The organism is Agrobacterium pusense, assembly GCF_900102105.1.
GTDB classification, from domain to species: domain Bacteria; phylum Pseudomonadota; class Alphaproteobacteria; order Rhizobiales; family Rhizobiaceae; genus Agrobacterium; species Agrobacterium pusense.
The window spans coordinates 590163-607371 of record NZ_FNBB01000002.1 but is presented as its reverse complement, the minus strand read 5'-3'; the positions used below and the strand labels follow the sequence as shown (position 1 = coordinate 607371).

Annotated in this window: 15 protein-coding genes; 9 read left to right on the top strand and 6 right to left on the bottom strand. The window is 59.7% G+C overall.

The annotated features are described in order from the left end of the window. Positions 1-38: 38 nt before the first annotated feature. The gene (locus BLU28_RS07790) at positions 39-977 is read right to left on the bottom strand and encodes a LysR family transcriptional regulator (protein WP_169692031.1); all 939 of its coding nucleotides are present in this window, start codon (positions 975-977) and stop codon (positions 39-41) included. Between the two features lie 70 nt (positions 978-1047). Here BLU28_RS07790 and BLU28_RS07785 point away from each other — a divergent pair, with 70 nt between their 5' ends. Further along, a complete protein-coding gene (locus BLU28_RS07785) occupies positions 1048-1266 on the top strand; it encodes a DUF1127 domain-containing protein (protein ID WP_077986317.1) in 219 nt (72 codons plus the stop codon). Positions 1267-1537: 271 nt separating this feature from the next. Beyond that, on the top strand, positions 1538-2578 hold the full coding sequence (locus tag BLU28_RS26855) for a GlxA family transcriptional regulator (RefSeq protein ID WP_004442297.1): 1041 nt from the start codon (positions 1538-1540) through the stop codon (positions 2576-2578). 236 nt (positions 2579-2814) lie between these two features. Here the strand turns inward: BLU28_RS26855 and BLU28_RS07775 are convergent, their stop codons facing one another. Continuing rightward, on the bottom strand, positions 2815-4290 hold the full coding sequence (locus BLU28_RS07775) for an NAD(P)H-hydrate dehydratase (protein WP_077986318.1): 1476 nt from the start codon (positions 4288-4290) through the stop codon (positions 2815-2817). A 357-nt stretch (positions 4291-4647) separates the two neighbouring features. Between BLU28_RS07775 and BLU28_RS07770 the strand changes: the two genes are divergently transcribed. The 4 genes from BLU28_RS07770 (at position 4648) to hspQ (ending at position 7903) form a co-directional block, all read left to right on the top strand. Next, a complete protein-coding gene (locus BLU28_RS07770; RefSeq protein WP_003515720.1) occupies positions 4648-4986 on the top strand; it encodes a P-II family nitrogen regulator in 339 nt (112 codons plus the stop codon). Positions 4987-5056: 70 nt separating this feature from the next. Then, positions 5057-6466: a type I glutamate--ammonia ligase gene (glnA, locus tag BLU28_RS07765; RefSeq protein WP_004442307.1), complete on the top strand. Its 1410-nt coding sequence runs from the start codon at positions 5057-5059 to the stop codon at positions 6464-6466. 99 nt (positions 6467-6565) lie between these two features. Beyond that, the gene (locus tag BLU28_RS07760) at positions 6566-7486 is read left to right on the top strand and encodes a DMT family transporter (protein ID WP_077986319.1); all 921 of its coding nucleotides are present in this window, start codon (positions 6566-6568) and stop codon (positions 7484-7486) included. Between the two features lie 87 nt (positions 7487-7573). Then, positions 7574-7903 (top strand): heat shock protein HspQ, encoded by a 330-nt coding sequence (gene hspQ, locus BLU28_RS07755; RefSeq protein WP_004442310.1) that lies wholly within the window; start codon positions 7574-7576, stop codon positions 7901-7903. Between the two features lie 101 nt (positions 7904-8004). Here hspQ and BLU28_RS07750 read toward each other — a convergent pair whose 3' ends face one another. Continuing rightward, positions 8005-8661: an invasion associated locus B family protein gene (locus tag BLU28_RS07750; RefSeq protein WP_004442311.1), complete on the bottom strand. Its 657-nt coding sequence runs from the start codon at positions 8659-8661 to the stop codon at positions 8005-8007. A 307-nt stretch (positions 8662-8968) separates the two neighbouring features. Between BLU28_RS07750 and BLU28_RS07745 the strand changes: the two genes are divergently transcribed. The 3 genes from BLU28_RS07745 to BLU28_RS07735 are packed head-to-tail and all read left to right on the top strand — an operon-like array spanning position 8969 to position 12506. Further along, complete coding sequence (locus BLU28_RS07745; protein WP_077986320.1) at positions 8969-10816, top strand: extracellular solute-binding protein; 1848 nt, start codon at positions 8969-8971, stop codon at positions 10814-10816. Between the two features lie 39 nt (positions 10817-10855). Further along, positions 10856-11524 (top strand): DsbA family oxidoreductase, encoded by a 669-nt coding sequence (locus tag BLU28_RS07740; protein WP_035210745.1) that lies wholly within the window; start codon positions 10856-10858, stop codon positions 11522-11524. A gap of 49 nt (positions 11525-11573) precedes the next feature. After that, positions 11574-12506 carry a DMT family transporter gene (locus BLU28_RS07735; RefSeq protein WP_004442314.1) on the top strand — a complete coding sequence of 311 codons (933 nt, stop codon included), beginning with the start codon at positions 11574-11576 and terminating at the stop codon, positions 12504-12506. 55 nt (positions 12507-12561) lie between these two features. On the opposite strand, the gene BLU28_RS07730 is transcribed toward BLU28_RS07735, so the two are convergent. From BLU28_RS07730 to BLU28_RS07720, 3 genes are all read right to left on the bottom strand, one after another. Beyond that, the gene (locus BLU28_RS07730; RefSeq protein WP_004442315.1) at positions 12562-12906 is read right to left on the bottom strand and encodes a hypothetical protein; all 345 of its coding nucleotides are present in this window, start codon (positions 12904-12906) and stop codon (positions 12562-12564) included. A 381-nt stretch (positions 12907-13287) separates the two neighbouring features. Continuing rightward, positions 13288-16785 (bottom strand): transcription-repair coupling factor, encoded by a 3498-nt coding sequence (gene mfd / locus BLU28_RS07725; RefSeq protein WP_077986321.1) that lies wholly within the window; start codon positions 16783-16785, stop codon positions 13288-13290. Positions 16786-16789: 4 nt separating this feature from the next. After that, entirely contained in the window at positions 16790-17101 is a 312-nt protein-coding gene (locus tag BLU28_RS07720) for an FAD assembly factor SdhE (RefSeq protein WP_037092537.1), read from the bottom strand. Between the last annotated feature and the right edge of the window lie 108 nt (positions 17102-17209).

Here is a 17209-nt window from a genome sequence, read left to right as displayed (position 1 = left end):
GTCGACGGCGCATGATGGCCGTGATGCGTTCCTTCGCCTCATGCCGCCTTCGCAACCTCGACGAAGGCATTGCGAATGCTTTCCGCCACTGCGAGCACCGGCCGCGACGCCTTGTCGCCCATAATCAGCCGGATATCGAAATAGCCGAGTTCCGGCAGGCCTTCCTTCTCACCCAGAATGACCATGTCGTTCAGCACATAGGATCGTGGCAGCGGCGCGATGGCGAGATCTGCGGCAATCGCCGCACGCTGTGCCATCGTGTGGCCGCTGAGATAGGCCACGCGGAAATTGCGCCCACGTTTTTCCAGCGAATGAATCGCCTCTGAACGCCAGATGCAGCCCTCTTCCCATATCGAGATCGGCAGCGGATCGCGCAGATAGGCCGTGCCGCATTTCGCACCCGCCCAGACGAGCCGTTCGCGCATCAGCACCTCGCCGGTATCCCTCAGCGGATGTGAAGCACAGTTGACGAGGGCGAGATCAAGACGCTGCTCGTCCATCCGCTTATAGAGATTGGAGCTGGCATCGATTGTGACGTCGATCATGATGCCGGGGAAAGCCTCGGCGAAACGCTTGAGAATGCCCGGCAGCAGCCCGCGCTCGCCAATATCCTCCGGTGCGCCGAGACGCACCACACCGGACAATTCGGGCATGACGAAACGCGACACGGCCTCGTTGGACAAGGCAATCATGCGGCGCGCATAAGTCAGAAGCGTCTCCCCATGCGCCGTCAATGTCACCGAACGCGCATCGCGCAGGAACAGCGTCGTTTTCAGCTGCTCTTCTAGCTTCTTGATCTGCATCGAAACGGCCGATGGTGTTCTGAACACGACTTCGGCGGCGGTCGAGAAGTTTCCCGTTTCCGCAATGGCGACGAAGGTCCTCAATATGTCGTTATCCAGCAACGGCAGCGGTTGGCGGAAAGTCACGGTCATGGCACGCACCTTCAAATATTTTGATTTATAGATGGATATCATTTCGTTTGATTGAATGTCAACAACGGCGCACCATCCTCACATCAATCGTGGTTCAGGAAAGGATGAAGACATGACCATGATACATTACCTGCCCGCGGCGAACCGCTCCCCGCATCGCCCGTCATCCGCCGGCTGGCTGCAGCGCCTGTCAGGCAATATCGCCTCCCATTATGCGTCATGGCGCCGTGCGAGGATGCTCCGCGCGCTGGAAGCGCTCCCGCCTGAAACATTGAAGGATATCGGATGGCCCACAACCGACAACTACTGCAGAAGCGTCATTCGCAAATGACCGCCGGCCGATGGCTCGCAGCCTTTCTTACGCCCGCGAGCCATCGCCCTCTGCGGGTAAATGGCGGCCCCCGGGCGTAAATTGGCCTGCCTGTTTTACATGCGACGCGACGCCCTTTAAAAAGGCTTGTCGCAAAATTTGCATATTTCAAAAGCTATTTTTTGACAGCCCCGATTCCACGGCGTATTTTTCGTTAAAGATGTCGCATACAGGACATCCAGAAGACCAATTCCAAGGGAGGAATTGCGTATTCGCAACGGAGCACGGGCAAATGAGCAGAAACTCCCAGAAGAAGCGCTCAATCGTCTTTTTTCTCATTCCGCAATTTACCATGCTGCCCTTCGCCGCAGCGGTTGAAACGCTTCGCATCGCCAACCGAATGTTGGGCTACCAGGCCTATGAATGGCGCATCGCCTCGCTCGATGGCCAGAAGGTCATGTCATCGAGCGGCATCTGTCTTGAGGCCGATACCTGTCTTGCAGATGAGCGGCGTTATGTCAGCGGCGAAAACCGCCCGGAAATGGCAATCATCTGTTCGGGCATCGATGTGGATCAACACATCAACAAATCGGTCAACGCCTGGCTGCGCGAAGCCTATAATCGTGGTATCGCCATCGGCAGCCTTTGTACCGCCGCCCATATCCTTGCGCAGGCTGGCCTCCTCAACGGCAAACGTTGCGCGATCCACTGGGAAAACCTGCCCGGCTTTTCCGAAGCCTTCCCGCAGGTGGAAGTCTACGCAGATCTCTTCGAAGTCGACAGCAACATCTATACCTGCGCCGGCGGCACGGCCTCGCTCGACATGATGCTGAGCCTGATCGGCCAGGATTTCGGCGAGAACCTCGTCAACCGCGTCTGCGAACAGCAATTGACCGACCGCGTGCGCAGCCCCAACGACCGCCAGCGCCTGCCGCTGCGCGCCCGCCTTGGCGTGCAGAACAGCAAGGTTCTGTCGATCATCGAATTGATGGAAGGCAATCTTGCCGAGCCGCTGTCGCTGCTCGATATCGCCGACGCCGCCGATCTGTCGCGCCGGCAGGTGGAACGCCTCTTCCGCCAGGAAATGGGCCGCTCGCCCGCCCGCTATTACCTTGAAATCCGCCTTGACCGCGCCCGTCACCTGCTGGTGCAATCGGCCATGCCGGTGGTGGAAGTCGCCGTCGCCTGCGGGTTCGTGTCAGCGTCGCATTTCTCGAAGTGTTATCGCGAAATCTACAATCGCACCCCGCAGCAGGAGCGCGCCGAGCGCAAGCTGCTGATCAGTGCTTCGCGCATGGCAATGGCGAGCCAGGCAGGCAAGGCCGCCCATTGAAGGCGGAGTTGACGGTCCCGAGCGCGACAGGACTTGTCTCAGAGCAAAAACCTGTCCTCCGTCATGCCGGACTAGATCCGGCATCTATTCACGGCGTGTCTGCGCCGTGAGAAGAGTATTCGCGATCAAGGACCTGATCGCGCTGGCCCCCGTATCCAGTCCCGGGTGACGAAGTGCGGATGATGGAACTGTGGTAAGATCGCAGGTTCAGTGAGCAGCCAGCAAATCAGACCAATTCACCCAAACGGCCGAACCGCATGGGCGAGGTCCTCCGCCGTCATGCCGGCGCCCGCTCTGTCGCCCGCCTCGCCATGCAGCCAGACCCCGGCTGCAGCCGCGTCGAAGGCAGGTGCGCCCTGCGCCAATAGCGCGCCGATGATACCGGCCAGAACGTCACCCGATCCCGCCGTCGCAAGGCTCGCCGGGGCGTTCGTATTGACCAGCGCCCGGCCATCGGGCGAAGCGATCACCGTGTCCGCACCCTTATAGACCAGAACCGCGCCGCTGCGCGCCGCAGCGACCTGCGCCTTCTCGATCTTGCTCAGCCTCCCATCGGCCGCCAGATCGGCAAACAGCCGGGCGAACTCGCCCTCATGCGGTGTCAGCACGAATTTGCCCGCACCGGAAGTGATACGCTCGAACAGGACATCCGTATCATCCCTGAAGGCCGTGATCGCATCGGCATCCAGCACCACCGACTTGTCGCCAAGCAGCGACACGAATTGCCGCGCCTTTTCGAGATCGCCGAAGCCCGGGCCGAGAACGAAGGCGCCGTGACGCTCATCGTCAAGCCACACGCGTAGATCGTCGGCATTGTCCATCGGAACGTTCATCACGGCCGTCAATGTGACAGACAGCACGTCGAGCGCCGCTTTCAGCGCTGCGACAGTAACGATCCCCGCCCCCGCCTTCAGCGCTGAAAGCGCGGTCATGCGGCTAGCACCCGTCGCATGGGCGGGGCCCGAGAAGACCGTCAGGTGCCCCCTGCGGAATTTATGGGTCTCCATACCGGCGCGCGGCAAGGCATCCCGCCAGACAAACGGATTATTTTCCGCCACCGATCCCCTATGAGCATCGAGGATACGCAACGGTATGCCGATATCGAAAACCTCCAGCGCTCCGCAAAGCTCCCGCCCCGGCATCAGCAGATGACCCGGCTTGCGCGCCATGAAGGTGATCGTGCGCTCCGCCCTGAACGATGCGCCAAGCGCCACGCCACGCCGGCCGCAAAGCCCCGAGGGCAGATCCACGGCAAGAACCGGCACCTTCGCCTGCATGACCGCCTCGATCAGCCGGACTAACTCCGGCGGAACATCGCGGGACAGCCCGGCTCCGAACACGGCGTCGATCACCACGTCGCCGGAAAGAGGTGTATAGGCATCAAGCGGCAGCGGCGTCACGCCGCTCCGCTCCAAGGCCACGCGTGCATCCCCCTTGAGAAGGCCGATATCGCCGAGGTGATGGACAACGACTTTAGCGCCGCTTTGCGCCAGCGCCCGCGCCGCAACATAACCGTCACCTCCGTTATTCCCGCTGCCGCACAGGACGACGAAGCGCAGCGCCTGCGGGTAATGCCGAAGCGCCGAAGCAGCCACCGCCTGCCCCGCACGCTCCATCAAATCGTAAAGCGGGATGCCGGATTGGCCGGCTGCCGCATCGATGCGCGCCATCACAGCCGGGTCGATAAGGAGGAACTCGGAAATGGAGGTCATGCCACATCATTCCTTCAAAACGCAGGAAAGGCAATCGATACAAAAATAAGCAAAATTCGGAGACCAAAAAATACTCAAATGCATATAATATGTGCAATAGCTCAACCCGCGACCACAGCATAATCGAATTTTAAAAATTTCTAATATTAAAGAAAACCGCAGAAATGCTGATGGATTTTTCGGATTCTAGTGACGAATTGCCGGTAGAACCGCGAAAAGCGAATGCATTTTGTGCGGGAAAGGCCGCGGGGCGAAGTTTTTTCTTCAAGCCCGCTTCCGATCTGGCACAATACGTGCATTCTTGTGGCAGAGCGGGAGTTACCTGCTTTAACGGGAGAAGCGGAGAGATATTTTCTCATGAAAAAGATCGAAGCGATCATTAAGCCTTTCAAGCTCGACGAAGTGAAGGAAGCCCTTCAGGAAGTCGGACTTCAGGGAATCACGGTCACGGAAGCAAAAGGCTTTGGTCGTCAGAAAGGCCACACGGAACTCTACCGCGGTGCAGAGTACGTCGTGGACTTTTTGCCGAAAGTCAAAGTCGAAGTCGTACTGGCGGATGAGAATGCGGAAGCCGTCATCGAGGCGATCCGCAATGCGGCGCAGACCGGACGCATCGGCGACGGAAAGATTTTCGTTTCCAATGTCGAGGAAGTCATCCGCATCCGTACCGGTGAAACAGGCGTCGACGCCATATAATTAAAAAAGTCCCGAGCCGGGGAGGCTTGGGTTTTCACCTCGTCATCATCACACTCAAGGAAAAGTTTAAATGACGACCGCAAACGATATCTTGAAGCAGATCAAGGATAACGACATCAAGTTCGTGGACCTGCGCTTTACCGACCCCAAGGGCAAGCTGCAGCACGTCACCATGGACGTGGTATGCGTCGACGAAGACATGTTCGCCGACGGCGTCATGTTCGACGGCTCCTCGATCGCCGGCTGGAAGGCCATCAACGAGTCCGACATGGTGCTGATGCCAGATCCGGCCACCGCCCATGTCGACCCGTTCTTCGCCCAGTCCACCCTGGTCGTCCTTTGCGATATTCTCGACCCGGTCTCGGGCGAAGCCTATAACCGCGACCCGCGCGGCACCGCCAAGAAGGCCGAAGCCTACCTCAAGGCATCAGGTATCGGCGACACGGTTTTCGTCGGTCCCGAGCCTGAATTCTTCGTCTTCGACGATGTGAAATACAAGGCAGATCCCTACAACACCGGCTTCAAGCTCGATTCGTCCGAACTGCCGTCCAATGACGACACCGACTACGAGACCGGCAACCTCGGCCACCGTCCGCGCGTCAAGGGCGGTTATTTCCCGGTTCCGCCGATCGACAGCCTGCAGGACATGCGCTCCGAAATGCTGACGGTTCTCGCCGAAATGGGCGTCGTCGTTGAAAAGCATCACCACGAAGTGGCTGCCGCACAGCACGAGCTGGGCGTGAAGTTCGACACGCTGGTCTCCAGCGCCGACAAGATGCAGATCTACAAGTACGTTGTGCACCAGGTCGCCAATGCCTATGGCAAGACGGCAACCTTCATGCCGAAGCCGATCTTCGGCGACAACGGCTCGGGCATGCACGTTCACCAGTCGATCTGGAAGGGCGGCAAGCCGACCTTCGCAGGCGATGAATATGCCGGTCTTTCCGAAACCTGCCTGTACTACATCGGCGGCATCATCAAGCATGCCAAGGCGATCAACGCCTTCACCAACCCCACCACCAACTCCTACAAGCGTCTGGTCCCGGGTTATGAAGCGCCGGTTCTGCTCGCTTACTCCGCGCGCAACCGTTCCGCCTCCTGCCGTATCCCCTTCGGCTCCAACCCGAAGGCAAAGCGCGTCGAAGTCCGCTTCCCGGACCCGACCCAGAACCCCTATCTCGGTTTTGCGGCCATGCTGATGGCCGGCCTCGACGGCATCAAGAACAAGATCCATCCCGGCAAGCCGATGGACAAGGACCTTTACGACCTTCCTGCCAAGGAACTGAAGAAGATCCCGACCGTCTGCGGTTCGCTGCGTGAAGCGCTGGAAAGCCTCGACAAGGACCGCAAGTTCCTGACCGCCGGCGGCGTGTTTGACGACGACCAGATCGATAGCTTCATCGAACTGAAGATGCAGGAAGTCATGCGTTTCGAAATGACCCCTCACCCGGTCGAATTCGACATGTACTACTCGGCCTGATCGGCCCTGCGGGCGCTCCACTGGGGCGCTCCATTCATCGCGGCGGTTTTCCCCGGAAAGCCGCCGTTTTCTTTTGAAGTTCAACCCTGACCGTGAAGTATGCCGAACACGCCAGCCACGCAGCAAACCCGCCTCACGGACTGGCTCATCTTTCTGGCCGTTCCCTTCTTTTTCGCGAGCAACGTCATTTTCGGCCGCGGCGTCGTCGGTGAGGTCTCGCCTTTCATCGCCGCCTTCATCCGCTGGATGGGCTCGACGCTCATCATCGCGCCCTTCATGATCGCCGACTGGCGCAACTGCCTTGCTTTCGTGCGGCACAAGACGCTGCTCTGGCTCGTCCTCGGCATTCTCGGCATGGGCATCTGCGGCGGCGTGGTCTATTGGGGCCTCACCATGACCACGGCCGCCAACGGCACGCTGATCTACACCACCTCCTCGCTGTTCATCATCCTGTTCCAGCGCATCTTTCAGGGCCGGCCGATCCGCAAGCTTGAAGTGGCGGGCATGATTATCGCCTTCGCCGGCGTCGCCGCCATCGTGCTCAAGGGCGATATCGCCGCTCTCCGGCACATGAATTTCAACATCGGCGACTTTGCAATTTTGACCGCGGCCATTGCCTTTGCGATCTATTCCGTGCTGCTGCGCGATCCGGCGGCGCGGCAGATGGCGTCCTTCAGTCTTTTCGGACTGATTGCTTTTTCCGGCGCGCTTGTCCTTCTGCCACCGGCAGCACTGGAACTGGCACAGGGCGGCATGCTGCCTGCCACGCCCGTTGCATGGGCGAAGATCGGCGGCATCATCCTGTTCGCCTCACTTCTGGCCTTTTATTGCTTTACCCACACGGTACGCGTTTTCGGTCCCGCCACGGCGGGAATTACGCTGTACATGATGCCGCCGGTCTCGATCCTCATGGCGACGGTGTTTCTCGGCGAATCCTTCGAGACCTATCATGCCATCGGCATCGTATTGGTCACCGGCGGCGTCATCATCGCCACCGCGCCAATCGGCAAAGGGCGCTGAACACGAACGGCAGAGCGGCGTCAAAGCGCTAGGTCTTGATATTTCGCGTTCCGATACCAACTAGTATTGGGAAAGGAAGTACATGCCATGAAACAAAGAAACGCAAAATTCACGCTTGGCGAGATCGTTCGCCACAAGGTGTTTCCGTTCCGCGGTGTGGTAATCGACGTGGACCCGGAATATGCCAATACCGAGGAATGGTGGAACGCCATTCCCGCGGAAATCAGGCCGGAACGCGACCAGCCCTTCTATCATCTTCTCGCCGAAAACGAGGAGACGGAATATGTCGCCTATGTTTCCGAACAGAACCTCGTCCACGACGAAAACGAGACGCCGCTTCGAAATCCCAATATCGGCCGCATCTTTGACAAGGCGCCGAACGGCGAATGGCGCCCGAAAATGTCCACGGCGCACTGACGCCCGCCAAGCATCTCCCTCCTCCCGGGGATATCGAGCACGCATAAAAAAACCGGTCTGTCGCCAGACCGGTTTTCTGTTTTTTCAAGCTTGCGCGGCAATCAGGGCTTCGGCGCGCCCTTGGCAGCGTCCTGAGCAGCTTCGAGCTTCTTGCGAGCTTCTTCCGCCTTCTTCTGCATGCCTTCCTGCAGGCTGCGCTGGCTTTCGGCCAGCTGCGACTGGGTGATTGCCGGGCCGTCATAAGCGCCGGTGAAACCGGAAAGCGCGATCTTGATGGGGTTCGGCGCGCGGCGGAAGTTGATGGAGGTGAAGACCACCTCGCTACCCTTCTTCAGCGAAGCGATCATGGCGTCCGTCAGCGGCACTTCAGCCGTGCACTTGTCGGGAAGGCAAACGGCGTAATCGAGCTTCTGACCCTTGCCGCCATCGATCTGCATCATCACACCCGGAGGAATGAGACGCGCGGTCGGAACGGAAACCTGCAGCAGCTTGCGGTTGACCTTGCCTTCAACGGTGATGAGGCCAACGGCCGTGATCATCTGGCCGTTCTGGGCGAGAACCACGTTCTGCACAACGCAGACATCGTTGTCTTCCTGCTTGGAGCAGGTCTTGAACCAGCCGAGCGGCGGAGCGCCAGCGCCCTGAGCAGCCGGAGCAGCATCCTGCGCCTGCGAGATGGCCGGAGCGGACACAGCGCCGAGAGAGAGGACCAGAGCGGACAGAGCCGTCCGGGTGAATGTGTTTGCCTTGTGCATCATAAGAGTTCCGTCTCCTGAATGTCTGCCAGAACAGAACCGCTCAAGGTCCTGTTCGTCGATGGCGGTATCCTTCTGCCCGTTCAACTGTCGTTTAAATGAGGCAAATGCGTGACCCGTCTCTTCCGGTCCCCCTGTTACATGCCGTTCGCGGCGATATCCAGCACTTCTTTAACTTTTTCTTGAGCGGAGCCAAGATTTCCCGCGCTTGCATGGGTCATGCAATGTCCGTGTGCTACATATCTGCCAGAATCATGACGATAAACGGTCCTGACGCACATCGGACGGACAGTTGAGACAGGACAGTGACATGCGCAACCTTGCGGCCCTCATCCCCGCATTGTTTCTTTTGGGATCATCCCTGCTTCCCGGCGGGAGTGCGGTAGCGCAACCGCTGCACGCCATCTCGATGCATGGCACGCCAGCGCTTCCCGCAGATTACCAACACCTGCCTTATGTCAATCCGGACGTGAAGAAAGGCGGCCGCATTTCTTATGGCGTGATCGGCACCTTCGACAGCCTGAACCCCTTCGTTCTCAAGGGAATGCGCACCACCGCCCGTGGTGTTTGGGATCCGGAATTCGGCAATCTTCTTTACGAGCCTCTGATGTCTCGCTCCAGCGACGAGCCCTTCAGCCTCTATGGGCTGCTCGCCGAAACCGTGGAGTGGGACGACGAGCGCAGCTTCGTTCAGTTCAACATCAACCCCAAGGCGAAATGGTCTGATGGCGAGCCGGTAACGCCTGATGACGTGATCTTCACCTTCAATCTCCTGAAGGAAAAGGGCCGCCCGCCGTTCAACAGCCGTCTCGACGGCGTAGCCAAGATGGAGAAGACCGGCGAACACAGCGTGCGCTTCACCTTCAACGAAAAGGCGAATCGCGAAACGCCTCTCATCCTCGCCTCTTCAACGCCGATCCTGCCGAAACACGCGACCGATCCGGAAAAATTCGAGCAGGCGGGCCTCGGTGCGGTTGTCGGCTCCGGCCCTTACCGAATCAAGACGCTGCGCCCGGGTGAACGAATCATCTGGGAGAGAAACCCCGACTACTGGGGCAAGGACATTCCCGGCAAAGTCGGTTTCGATAATTACGACGAGATCAGCATCACCTATTTCCTCCAGGTCACGACCATGTTCGAGGCCTTCAAGAAGGGTGATATCGACATCTACCCGGAAGGCGATGCCATCAATGGCACCTCCGATACCTCCCACTGGGGGCAGGCCTATAATTTCCCCGCCGTGCATCGCGGCGATATCGTCAAGGACGTGTTCCAGCCGCGCCTGCCGACCGGCATGTTCGGTCTCGTCTTCAACACCCGCCGTGCCGTCTTCGCTGACGAAAAGGTACGCGAAGGCCTTACCTATGCCTTCGATTTCGAGTGGATGAACAAAAACATCCTCGGCGGCTCCTTCAAGCGGACGCAGAGCTACTGGCAGAACTCGCCGCTCGGCGCCTATGGCAACGCCGCCGACGCGCGCGAGCTGGCGCTGCTCGGTGACGCGGCAAAGTCCATGCCGCCGGAGCTTCTGGCCGGCACCTATGCGCTGCCGACCACGGACGGCACGGGCGCCGACCGCAAGGTTCTGAAAATGGCCGTCGACAAGCTGAAAGAGGCTGGCTACAGCATCAAGAACGGCAGGATGTCCGATGCCAATGGCCGCCAGCTCGCTTTCGAAATCATGACGCAGAACCCGGCGCAGGAGCGTATCGCGCTCGCCTATCAGCGTTCGCTGAACCTGATCGGCGTCGCCATGGGCATTCGCTCGGTTGATGACGGGCAATACCAATCGCGCTCGAACAGCTTCGATTACGACATGATCATCCGCTCCCTGCCCTCGTCGCTTTCGCCCGGCATGGAGCAGCTGAACCGCTGGAACTCGCTCTCGCGTGATGCGCAGGGCAGCTTCAACTATGCAGGTGTTGCCAATCCCGATATAGACCGGATGATAGAGGCGCTGTTGCAGGCCCGCTCGACGGAAGATTTCCAGGCGGCCGTGCGCGCTTATGACCGCCTGCTTGTGGCGGGACATTATATCATTCCGCTCTATTACATCGGCGCCCAATGGGTCGCCCGCTGGAAATATATCGACCGCCCGGATATCACTCCAATACAGGGCAATCAGAAACAGACCTGGTGGGACGCGCGGGCGCAATAACCTGCCACCGTCATGTCTATCATATAAGGAACATCAGCCATGGAACGCATCGTTGTTGACGTCGTATCGGACATGGTCTGCCCGTGGTGTTATCTCGGCAAGGCCCGGCTCGATCTCGCCATTGCCGAGGTGCAGGATGAAATCAGCGTCGACGTGAACTGGCGTCCCTACCGCCTCAACCCGGACTATCCGCCGGAAGGAGTCGACCAGAAAGCCGCTCTCGAGGAAAAGCTCGGCAAGGAGCGTCTGGAACAGGCCCATGCCACGTTGGTTCAGCTCGGCAGGGAAGTCGGCGTTACCTACGATTTCGACGCGATCAAGATCGGGCCGAACACGCTCGATGCCCATCGCCTGTCGCTCTGGGCCCATTCCGAAGGCCGCGACGTCCAGGAACGCGTCGTGACCGGCCTGTTCAAGGCCAATTTCGAGGAAGGCCGCAATATCGGTGATCACACCGTGCTGATCGACGTTGCCGCAAAGGCCGGCATGGATGCGAAAGTCGTCGAGCGGCTGCTGGCTTCGGACGCGGACAAGGATACGGTCGTCGCTGAAATCGATGCCGCCCAGCAGATGGGTGTCGCCGGCGTGCCCTTTTTCATCATCGACCAGAAATACGCCATAAGCGGTGCACAAACACCCGATGTCCTGATTGCTGCATTGCGGGATATTGCAAAAATCAAGGCGGACGAGCATAGATCGATGAACTGACGGTCAAATCACCGGCGGTTTTCAACAACTTCATTTTGCCGGTGTTTCCGTGTCCGACCAGACCCTGAAAGGCATTCTGCTCGCCTTTGCAGCCTTCGCTGCCTATGCCTGGAGCGATGCCAGCGTTAAACTCATTGAAGGCCAGATTTCGCCGATCGAATCGGCCTTCTTCGGAGCCCTGTTCGGCCTCGTCGCCCTGCCCTTCATCCGCAAACGCAATGACAGCTGGCTGGATGTGGTGAAAACAACCAACCGGCCGCTCTGGATCATCCGCTTTTTTTCGGCCGGCACCGGCGCTGTCGGCAGCGTGACTGCCTTTACCCATCTTTCCATGGCGGAAGCTTTCGCGCTGATCTTCCTGCTTCCGTCCTTCGTCACCATCATGTCGGTGATGTTTCTCAAGGAACAGGTGGGCATTCGCCGCTGGTCGGCCGTCATCATCGGTTTTCTGGGTGTGCTCATCATCCTGCGGCCCGGATTCCGTGAACTGGGCATAGGCCATCTGGGCGCCATCATCGCCGGCTTCAGCGGCGCGCTCAGCATCGTGATCTTCCGCGCCATGGGCCCATCGGAAAAGAATGTTTCGCTTTACGGTGCGGGCGTGCTGGGCTGTCTCGTCATCAGCGGCGTTGCCATGGTGCCGAGCTTCGTCATGCCGGGTGGCGAACAATGGCTGCTGCTGGCAGGATACGGCCTGCTCGGCGCGCTTGGCAACATTCTGGTCATGTACGCCGCCCAATATGCGCCCGCCGCCATGATCGGCCCGACACAATATAGCCAGATGCTCTGGGCCATCCTGTTCGGTTATCTGATTTTTGGCGATCGTATCGACGGCTGGATGTTGATCGGCATCGCCCTCATCGTCGGCTCCGGCCTGCTGACACTGCTCCGCGAGAAACAGAGAAAGGTGCCATTGCCCGCCTCCATCGCCGCGACAGACCAGAACGTGGCTGTCGGTATTACGCCGGAAGACAGTCACTAGCCCCAGAGAGCGAAAAAACCGGCGGCGCTTCAGGCACCGCCGGTCCGGCGTTCAATCAATCGCAAACCCTGACCCGATACATGTCGCCCCAGGCGTTCTGCCTCCAGGCTACATGGCAGCGGGGATAGACGGGTTCATAAACGACCGGCGGGCCATAAGCCGGCGCAGCATAGACGGGCGGACCGTAAGCAGGCGCGTAATAGGCGGGGCCGTAGGCATAGCCCGGGTGTCTTGCACCCGCAATCAGCGCTCCGCCAATGATCGTGCCGGCAATACCGGCGGCAAGGCCGCGGCCGAAATTATTGCGCGCTTCCGCCTGACTGGTGGTGGCAATTGTGGTGCCCGCAATTGTCAAGGCAACCAGACCAGCGGTGGCAAACCTGTTGATATTGGTCCACATCGTCCTGCTCCTTCATCACCCGGCGGCATCCACTCATCCGCCGCACCGGGTATGAGGATGAGATTACGCCTGCGAAGAATACCGGTAGATGTCCGGTTCGTTACATTGCGGTAATTTTCGCTGAAGGCAGTGAGTGGAGTTTTCGAGGGATTGGCTAATGGATAATGAGCCAAACATGGGTGTGGTTTACCCCCCTCTGCCCTGCCGGGCATCTCCCCCTCAAGGAGGGAGATCGGCAAGGCGCACTGTCACCACTTCATTCTCTAACGTTGATATTGGCAAAACCTTGCCGCATATCGATCTCCCCACCTGTGGGGGAGATGCCCGGCAGGGCAGAGGGGGGTAAAGCCACACCCACCGACACCCCCCAAAGGCTCAAATCTACGACCGCGCCAGCTCCGCCAGCTGCGTCATGATCATCGCCGCACCCGTCAGCCGCTTTTCCGGCGTCGGCAGATCGCGGTTGAGGAACAGGCTGTGATCCGGACGGATCTTCGCCATCGATCCCTGCTTGCCAATGTAACCGACAAGCGCCGCCGGGTTCGGGAATTCCTTGTTGCGGAATTGAACGACAACGCCCTTCGGCCCGGCATCCAGCTTCTCGACATTGGCAATGCGGCAGAGCGACTTGATGTAGACGATCTTGAGAAGATGCTGCACTTCTTTCGGCAGCGGGCCGAAACGGTCGATCATTTCAGCGCCGAAACCGTCGATCTCGCTGATATCGGCAAGCTCGCCAAGCCGGCGGTAAAGGCCCATGCGAAGATGCAGATCGGGAACGTAATCTTCCGGGATCATGACGGATGTGCCGACCGAAATCTGCGGCGACCAACCGCTATCCTGCACCTGCTCGTCACCCTTCACTTCGGCCACCGCCTCTTCCAGCATCTGCTGATAAAGCTCGAAACCGACTTCCTTGATATGGCCGGACTGTTCTTCCCCGAGCAGATTGCCCGCACCGCGAATATCAAGGTCGTGGCTCGCCAGCTGGAAACCGGCGCCGAGCGTATCGAGCGATTGCAGCACCTTCAGCCGGCGCTCGGCAGTCGTGGTCAGCACCTTGTTGACCGGCAGGGTGAAGAGCGCGAAGGCGCGCACCTTGGAGCGGCCGACACGGCCACGCAGCTGGTAAAGCTGGGCAAGACCGAACATATCGGCGCGATGCACGATCAGCGTATTGGCGGTTGGAACGTCAAGGCCGGATTCGACGATGGTGGTCGACAGCAGAACATCATATTTGCCGTCGTAGAAGGCGTTCATGATGTCTTCCAGCTCGCCCGCCGCCATCTGCCCATGCGCCACCGCCACCTTCAGTTCCGGCACATCCGATTGCAGGAAGGCATGGATATCGGCGAGATCGGCAAGCCGCGGACAAACGTAGAAACTCTGGCCGCCACGATAATGCTCACGCATCAGCGTCTCACGAATGACGAGCGGGTCAAACGGCGAGATGAAAGTGCGCACCGCCATGCGGTCGACAGGCGGGGTGGTGATGAGCGACAGTTCGCGAACCCCGGTCATGGCGAGCTGCAAGGTGCGCGGAATGGGCGTCGCCGATAGCGTCAGCACGTGCACGTCGCTTTTCAGCTCCTTCAGCCGCTCCTTGTGCTTGACGCCGAAATGCTGCTCCTCATCGATGATGAGCAGGCCGAGATTGGCAAAGCTGATGCCCGCACCGAGCAGCGCATGCGTGCCGACGACGATATCGGTCTTGCCATCGGCGACTTCCTTTTTGGTCAGCGCCAGTTCCTTGGAGCCGACGAGACGGGAAGCCTGCTGCACGCGGATGGGCAACCCGCGGAAACGCTCCGAGAAAGTCCGGAAATGCTGGCGGGCGAGCAGCGTGGTCGGCACCACGACCGCCACCTGCACGCCATTCATGGCGGCAAGGAAGGCGGCGCGTAGCGCCACTTCGGTCTTGCCGAAGCCAACGTCGCCGCAGATGAGACGGTCCATCGGCCGGCCGGCCGCGAGATCCTCCCGCACCGCCTCGATGGCGTTCAGCTGGTCCTCGGTTTCATCATAGGGGAAACGGGCAGCAAACTCATCATAGAGCCCATCGGGCGCGACAAGCTCCGGCGCATGGCGCACGAGACGCGCCGCTGCGATGCGGATAAGCTCATCGGCCATGTCGAGCAGGCGCTTCTTGAGCTTGGCCTTGCGCATCTGCCATGCGCCGCCGCCGAGCTTGTCGAGCGTTGCCTCCGCCGCGTCCGAGCCGTACCGCGAGAGGAGATCGATGTTTTCAACCGGCAGAAACAGCTTGGCGTCATCGGCATAGTGCAGTTCGAGACAGGCGCGCGGTGCGCCCGCCGCCTCGATGGTCTGCAGGCCGACAAAACGACCAATGCCGTGTTCGGCATGAACGACGAGCGAGCCCTCGTCCAGACCAGCCACTTCCGAAATGAAATCCGCACCGCGCTTGCGACGCTTGGAACGCCGCACCATGCGGTCGCCGAGAATGTCCTGCTCGCCGATAACGGCAAGATTTCCGGTTTCGAAACCGGCTTCAAGGCTCAGCACCGCCGAGGCCGCCTCGCCTTTGCCAAGCTTCTCCACCTCTTTTAGCGAGGTAACCGGCTTGATCTTCTCAAGCCCGTGTTCGTTCAGCACCTGCAGCAACCGGTCGAGCGAGCCTTCCGACCAGCCTGTTATCAGCACCTTCCAGCCCTTGGCGCGGCGCTCGGCTATGTGTTTCACAGCCAGGGCAAAGACATTGACCCGCTCTTCGCTTTCGCCTTCGGTTGGCTGCCGCGCCCAGCGCGGGCCGACATGCGCGTCCAGCGTGGCGACGGGTCTCCCCTCGCTATCCTGCTCATTGAAGGGCGTCAGACGCACCGCATTGACGGCAGACAGGGCCGTGTCGAAATCCTTGCCGTTGAGATAAAGCTGACCGGGAGACACGGGCTTGTAGGGCGCACCCTGCGTCGATCCCTTCGTCTCGCCGGAAGCCCGCCGCGCCTCGTAATAATCGAGCACCAGCTTGGACCGCTCCTTGGCCGCCTCGCGTGCCGTGTGATCGGTGACGATGCGGAAACCCTTCAGGTAATCGAAGGCGGTCTCCAGCGTCTCGTAAAACAGCGGCAGCCAGTGCTCCATGCCGGCATAACGGCGCCCCTCGGAAACGGCCTGATAAAGCGCATCGTCACGCGTCGCCGCACCGAACAGCGAGAGGTAATTCTTACGAAACCGGCTGATCGTATCGGGCGTCAGCGTCACTTCACTCATCGGGTTCAGATCGAGCGAGCGCGCCTGGCCGATGGTCCGCTGGCTGGCCGGATCGAAGGTACGGATGCTCTCCAGCGTATCGCCGAAGAAATCGAGCCGCACAGGCTCCTCGGTGCCCGGCACGAAAACATCGAGAATACCGCCGCGCACGGCGAACTCGCCCACTTCGCGCACCGTCGCAACCCGGTCGAAACCGTTGCGCTCCAACCGCGCGGCAATATCCTCCATGCGGATTTGGTTGCCGGGTCTGGCAGAGAAACCAAGGCTTTCGATGATGTCGCGCGGCGCCATCTTCTGCAGCATGGCGTTGACGGTGACAAGCACGATGGCCGGATGCGGTTTCTTCGCGTGGCTGATGAGACCGGCAAGCGCCGCCAGGCGACGCGCCGACGTGTCTGCGCTTGGTGACACGCGGTCATAGGGGAGGCAGTCCCAGGCCGGCAGCGTCATGACCGGAATATCGGGCGCAACAAAGCCGAGAATTTGTTCGAGATCGGCGATGCGCTGGCCATCCGACATCACATAGGCAACCGAGGTGCCTGCGCGCGCCATCTCGGCAAGCAGCAGCGCCTCCATGCCTGCCGGCACGTTTCCGATGGTCAGCGGCGTATCGGCCGACGACACCAGCTTTGCATCGAATCCGGCTATCATGGTTTCAGGCTTTCACATTGTCTGCGGTGACGAGATCGAAATCGGGACGATAGGATGCGATCTTCATGAACAGGGGGGTCTGGAACTTTTCAGGAATGGCAAGCGCCCCCGTCACCATCTTGACGAGGTCGTTATCCTCTTCCGCCATGATGACTTCGAGCTCATCGAGCTGGTCATCGGAAAGCAGCGCGATATTGTCTTCCGCGAATTGCCCGAGAACGAGGTCCATCTCGCGAATGCCGCGGTGCCAGCAGCGGTAAAGTATCCGCCGGCGTCTCGGATCGAGGTCGGCACTCGTGCGCACCAGTCCAGTCATCGCATTCACCTTTCGGTTGACCATTCAACAGCATGTTGATCGCGACCTCCTATAGAACAGGAGGCGAACGCTTGGGAACCGGTTTTTATCGAAATAATACCACCGCCA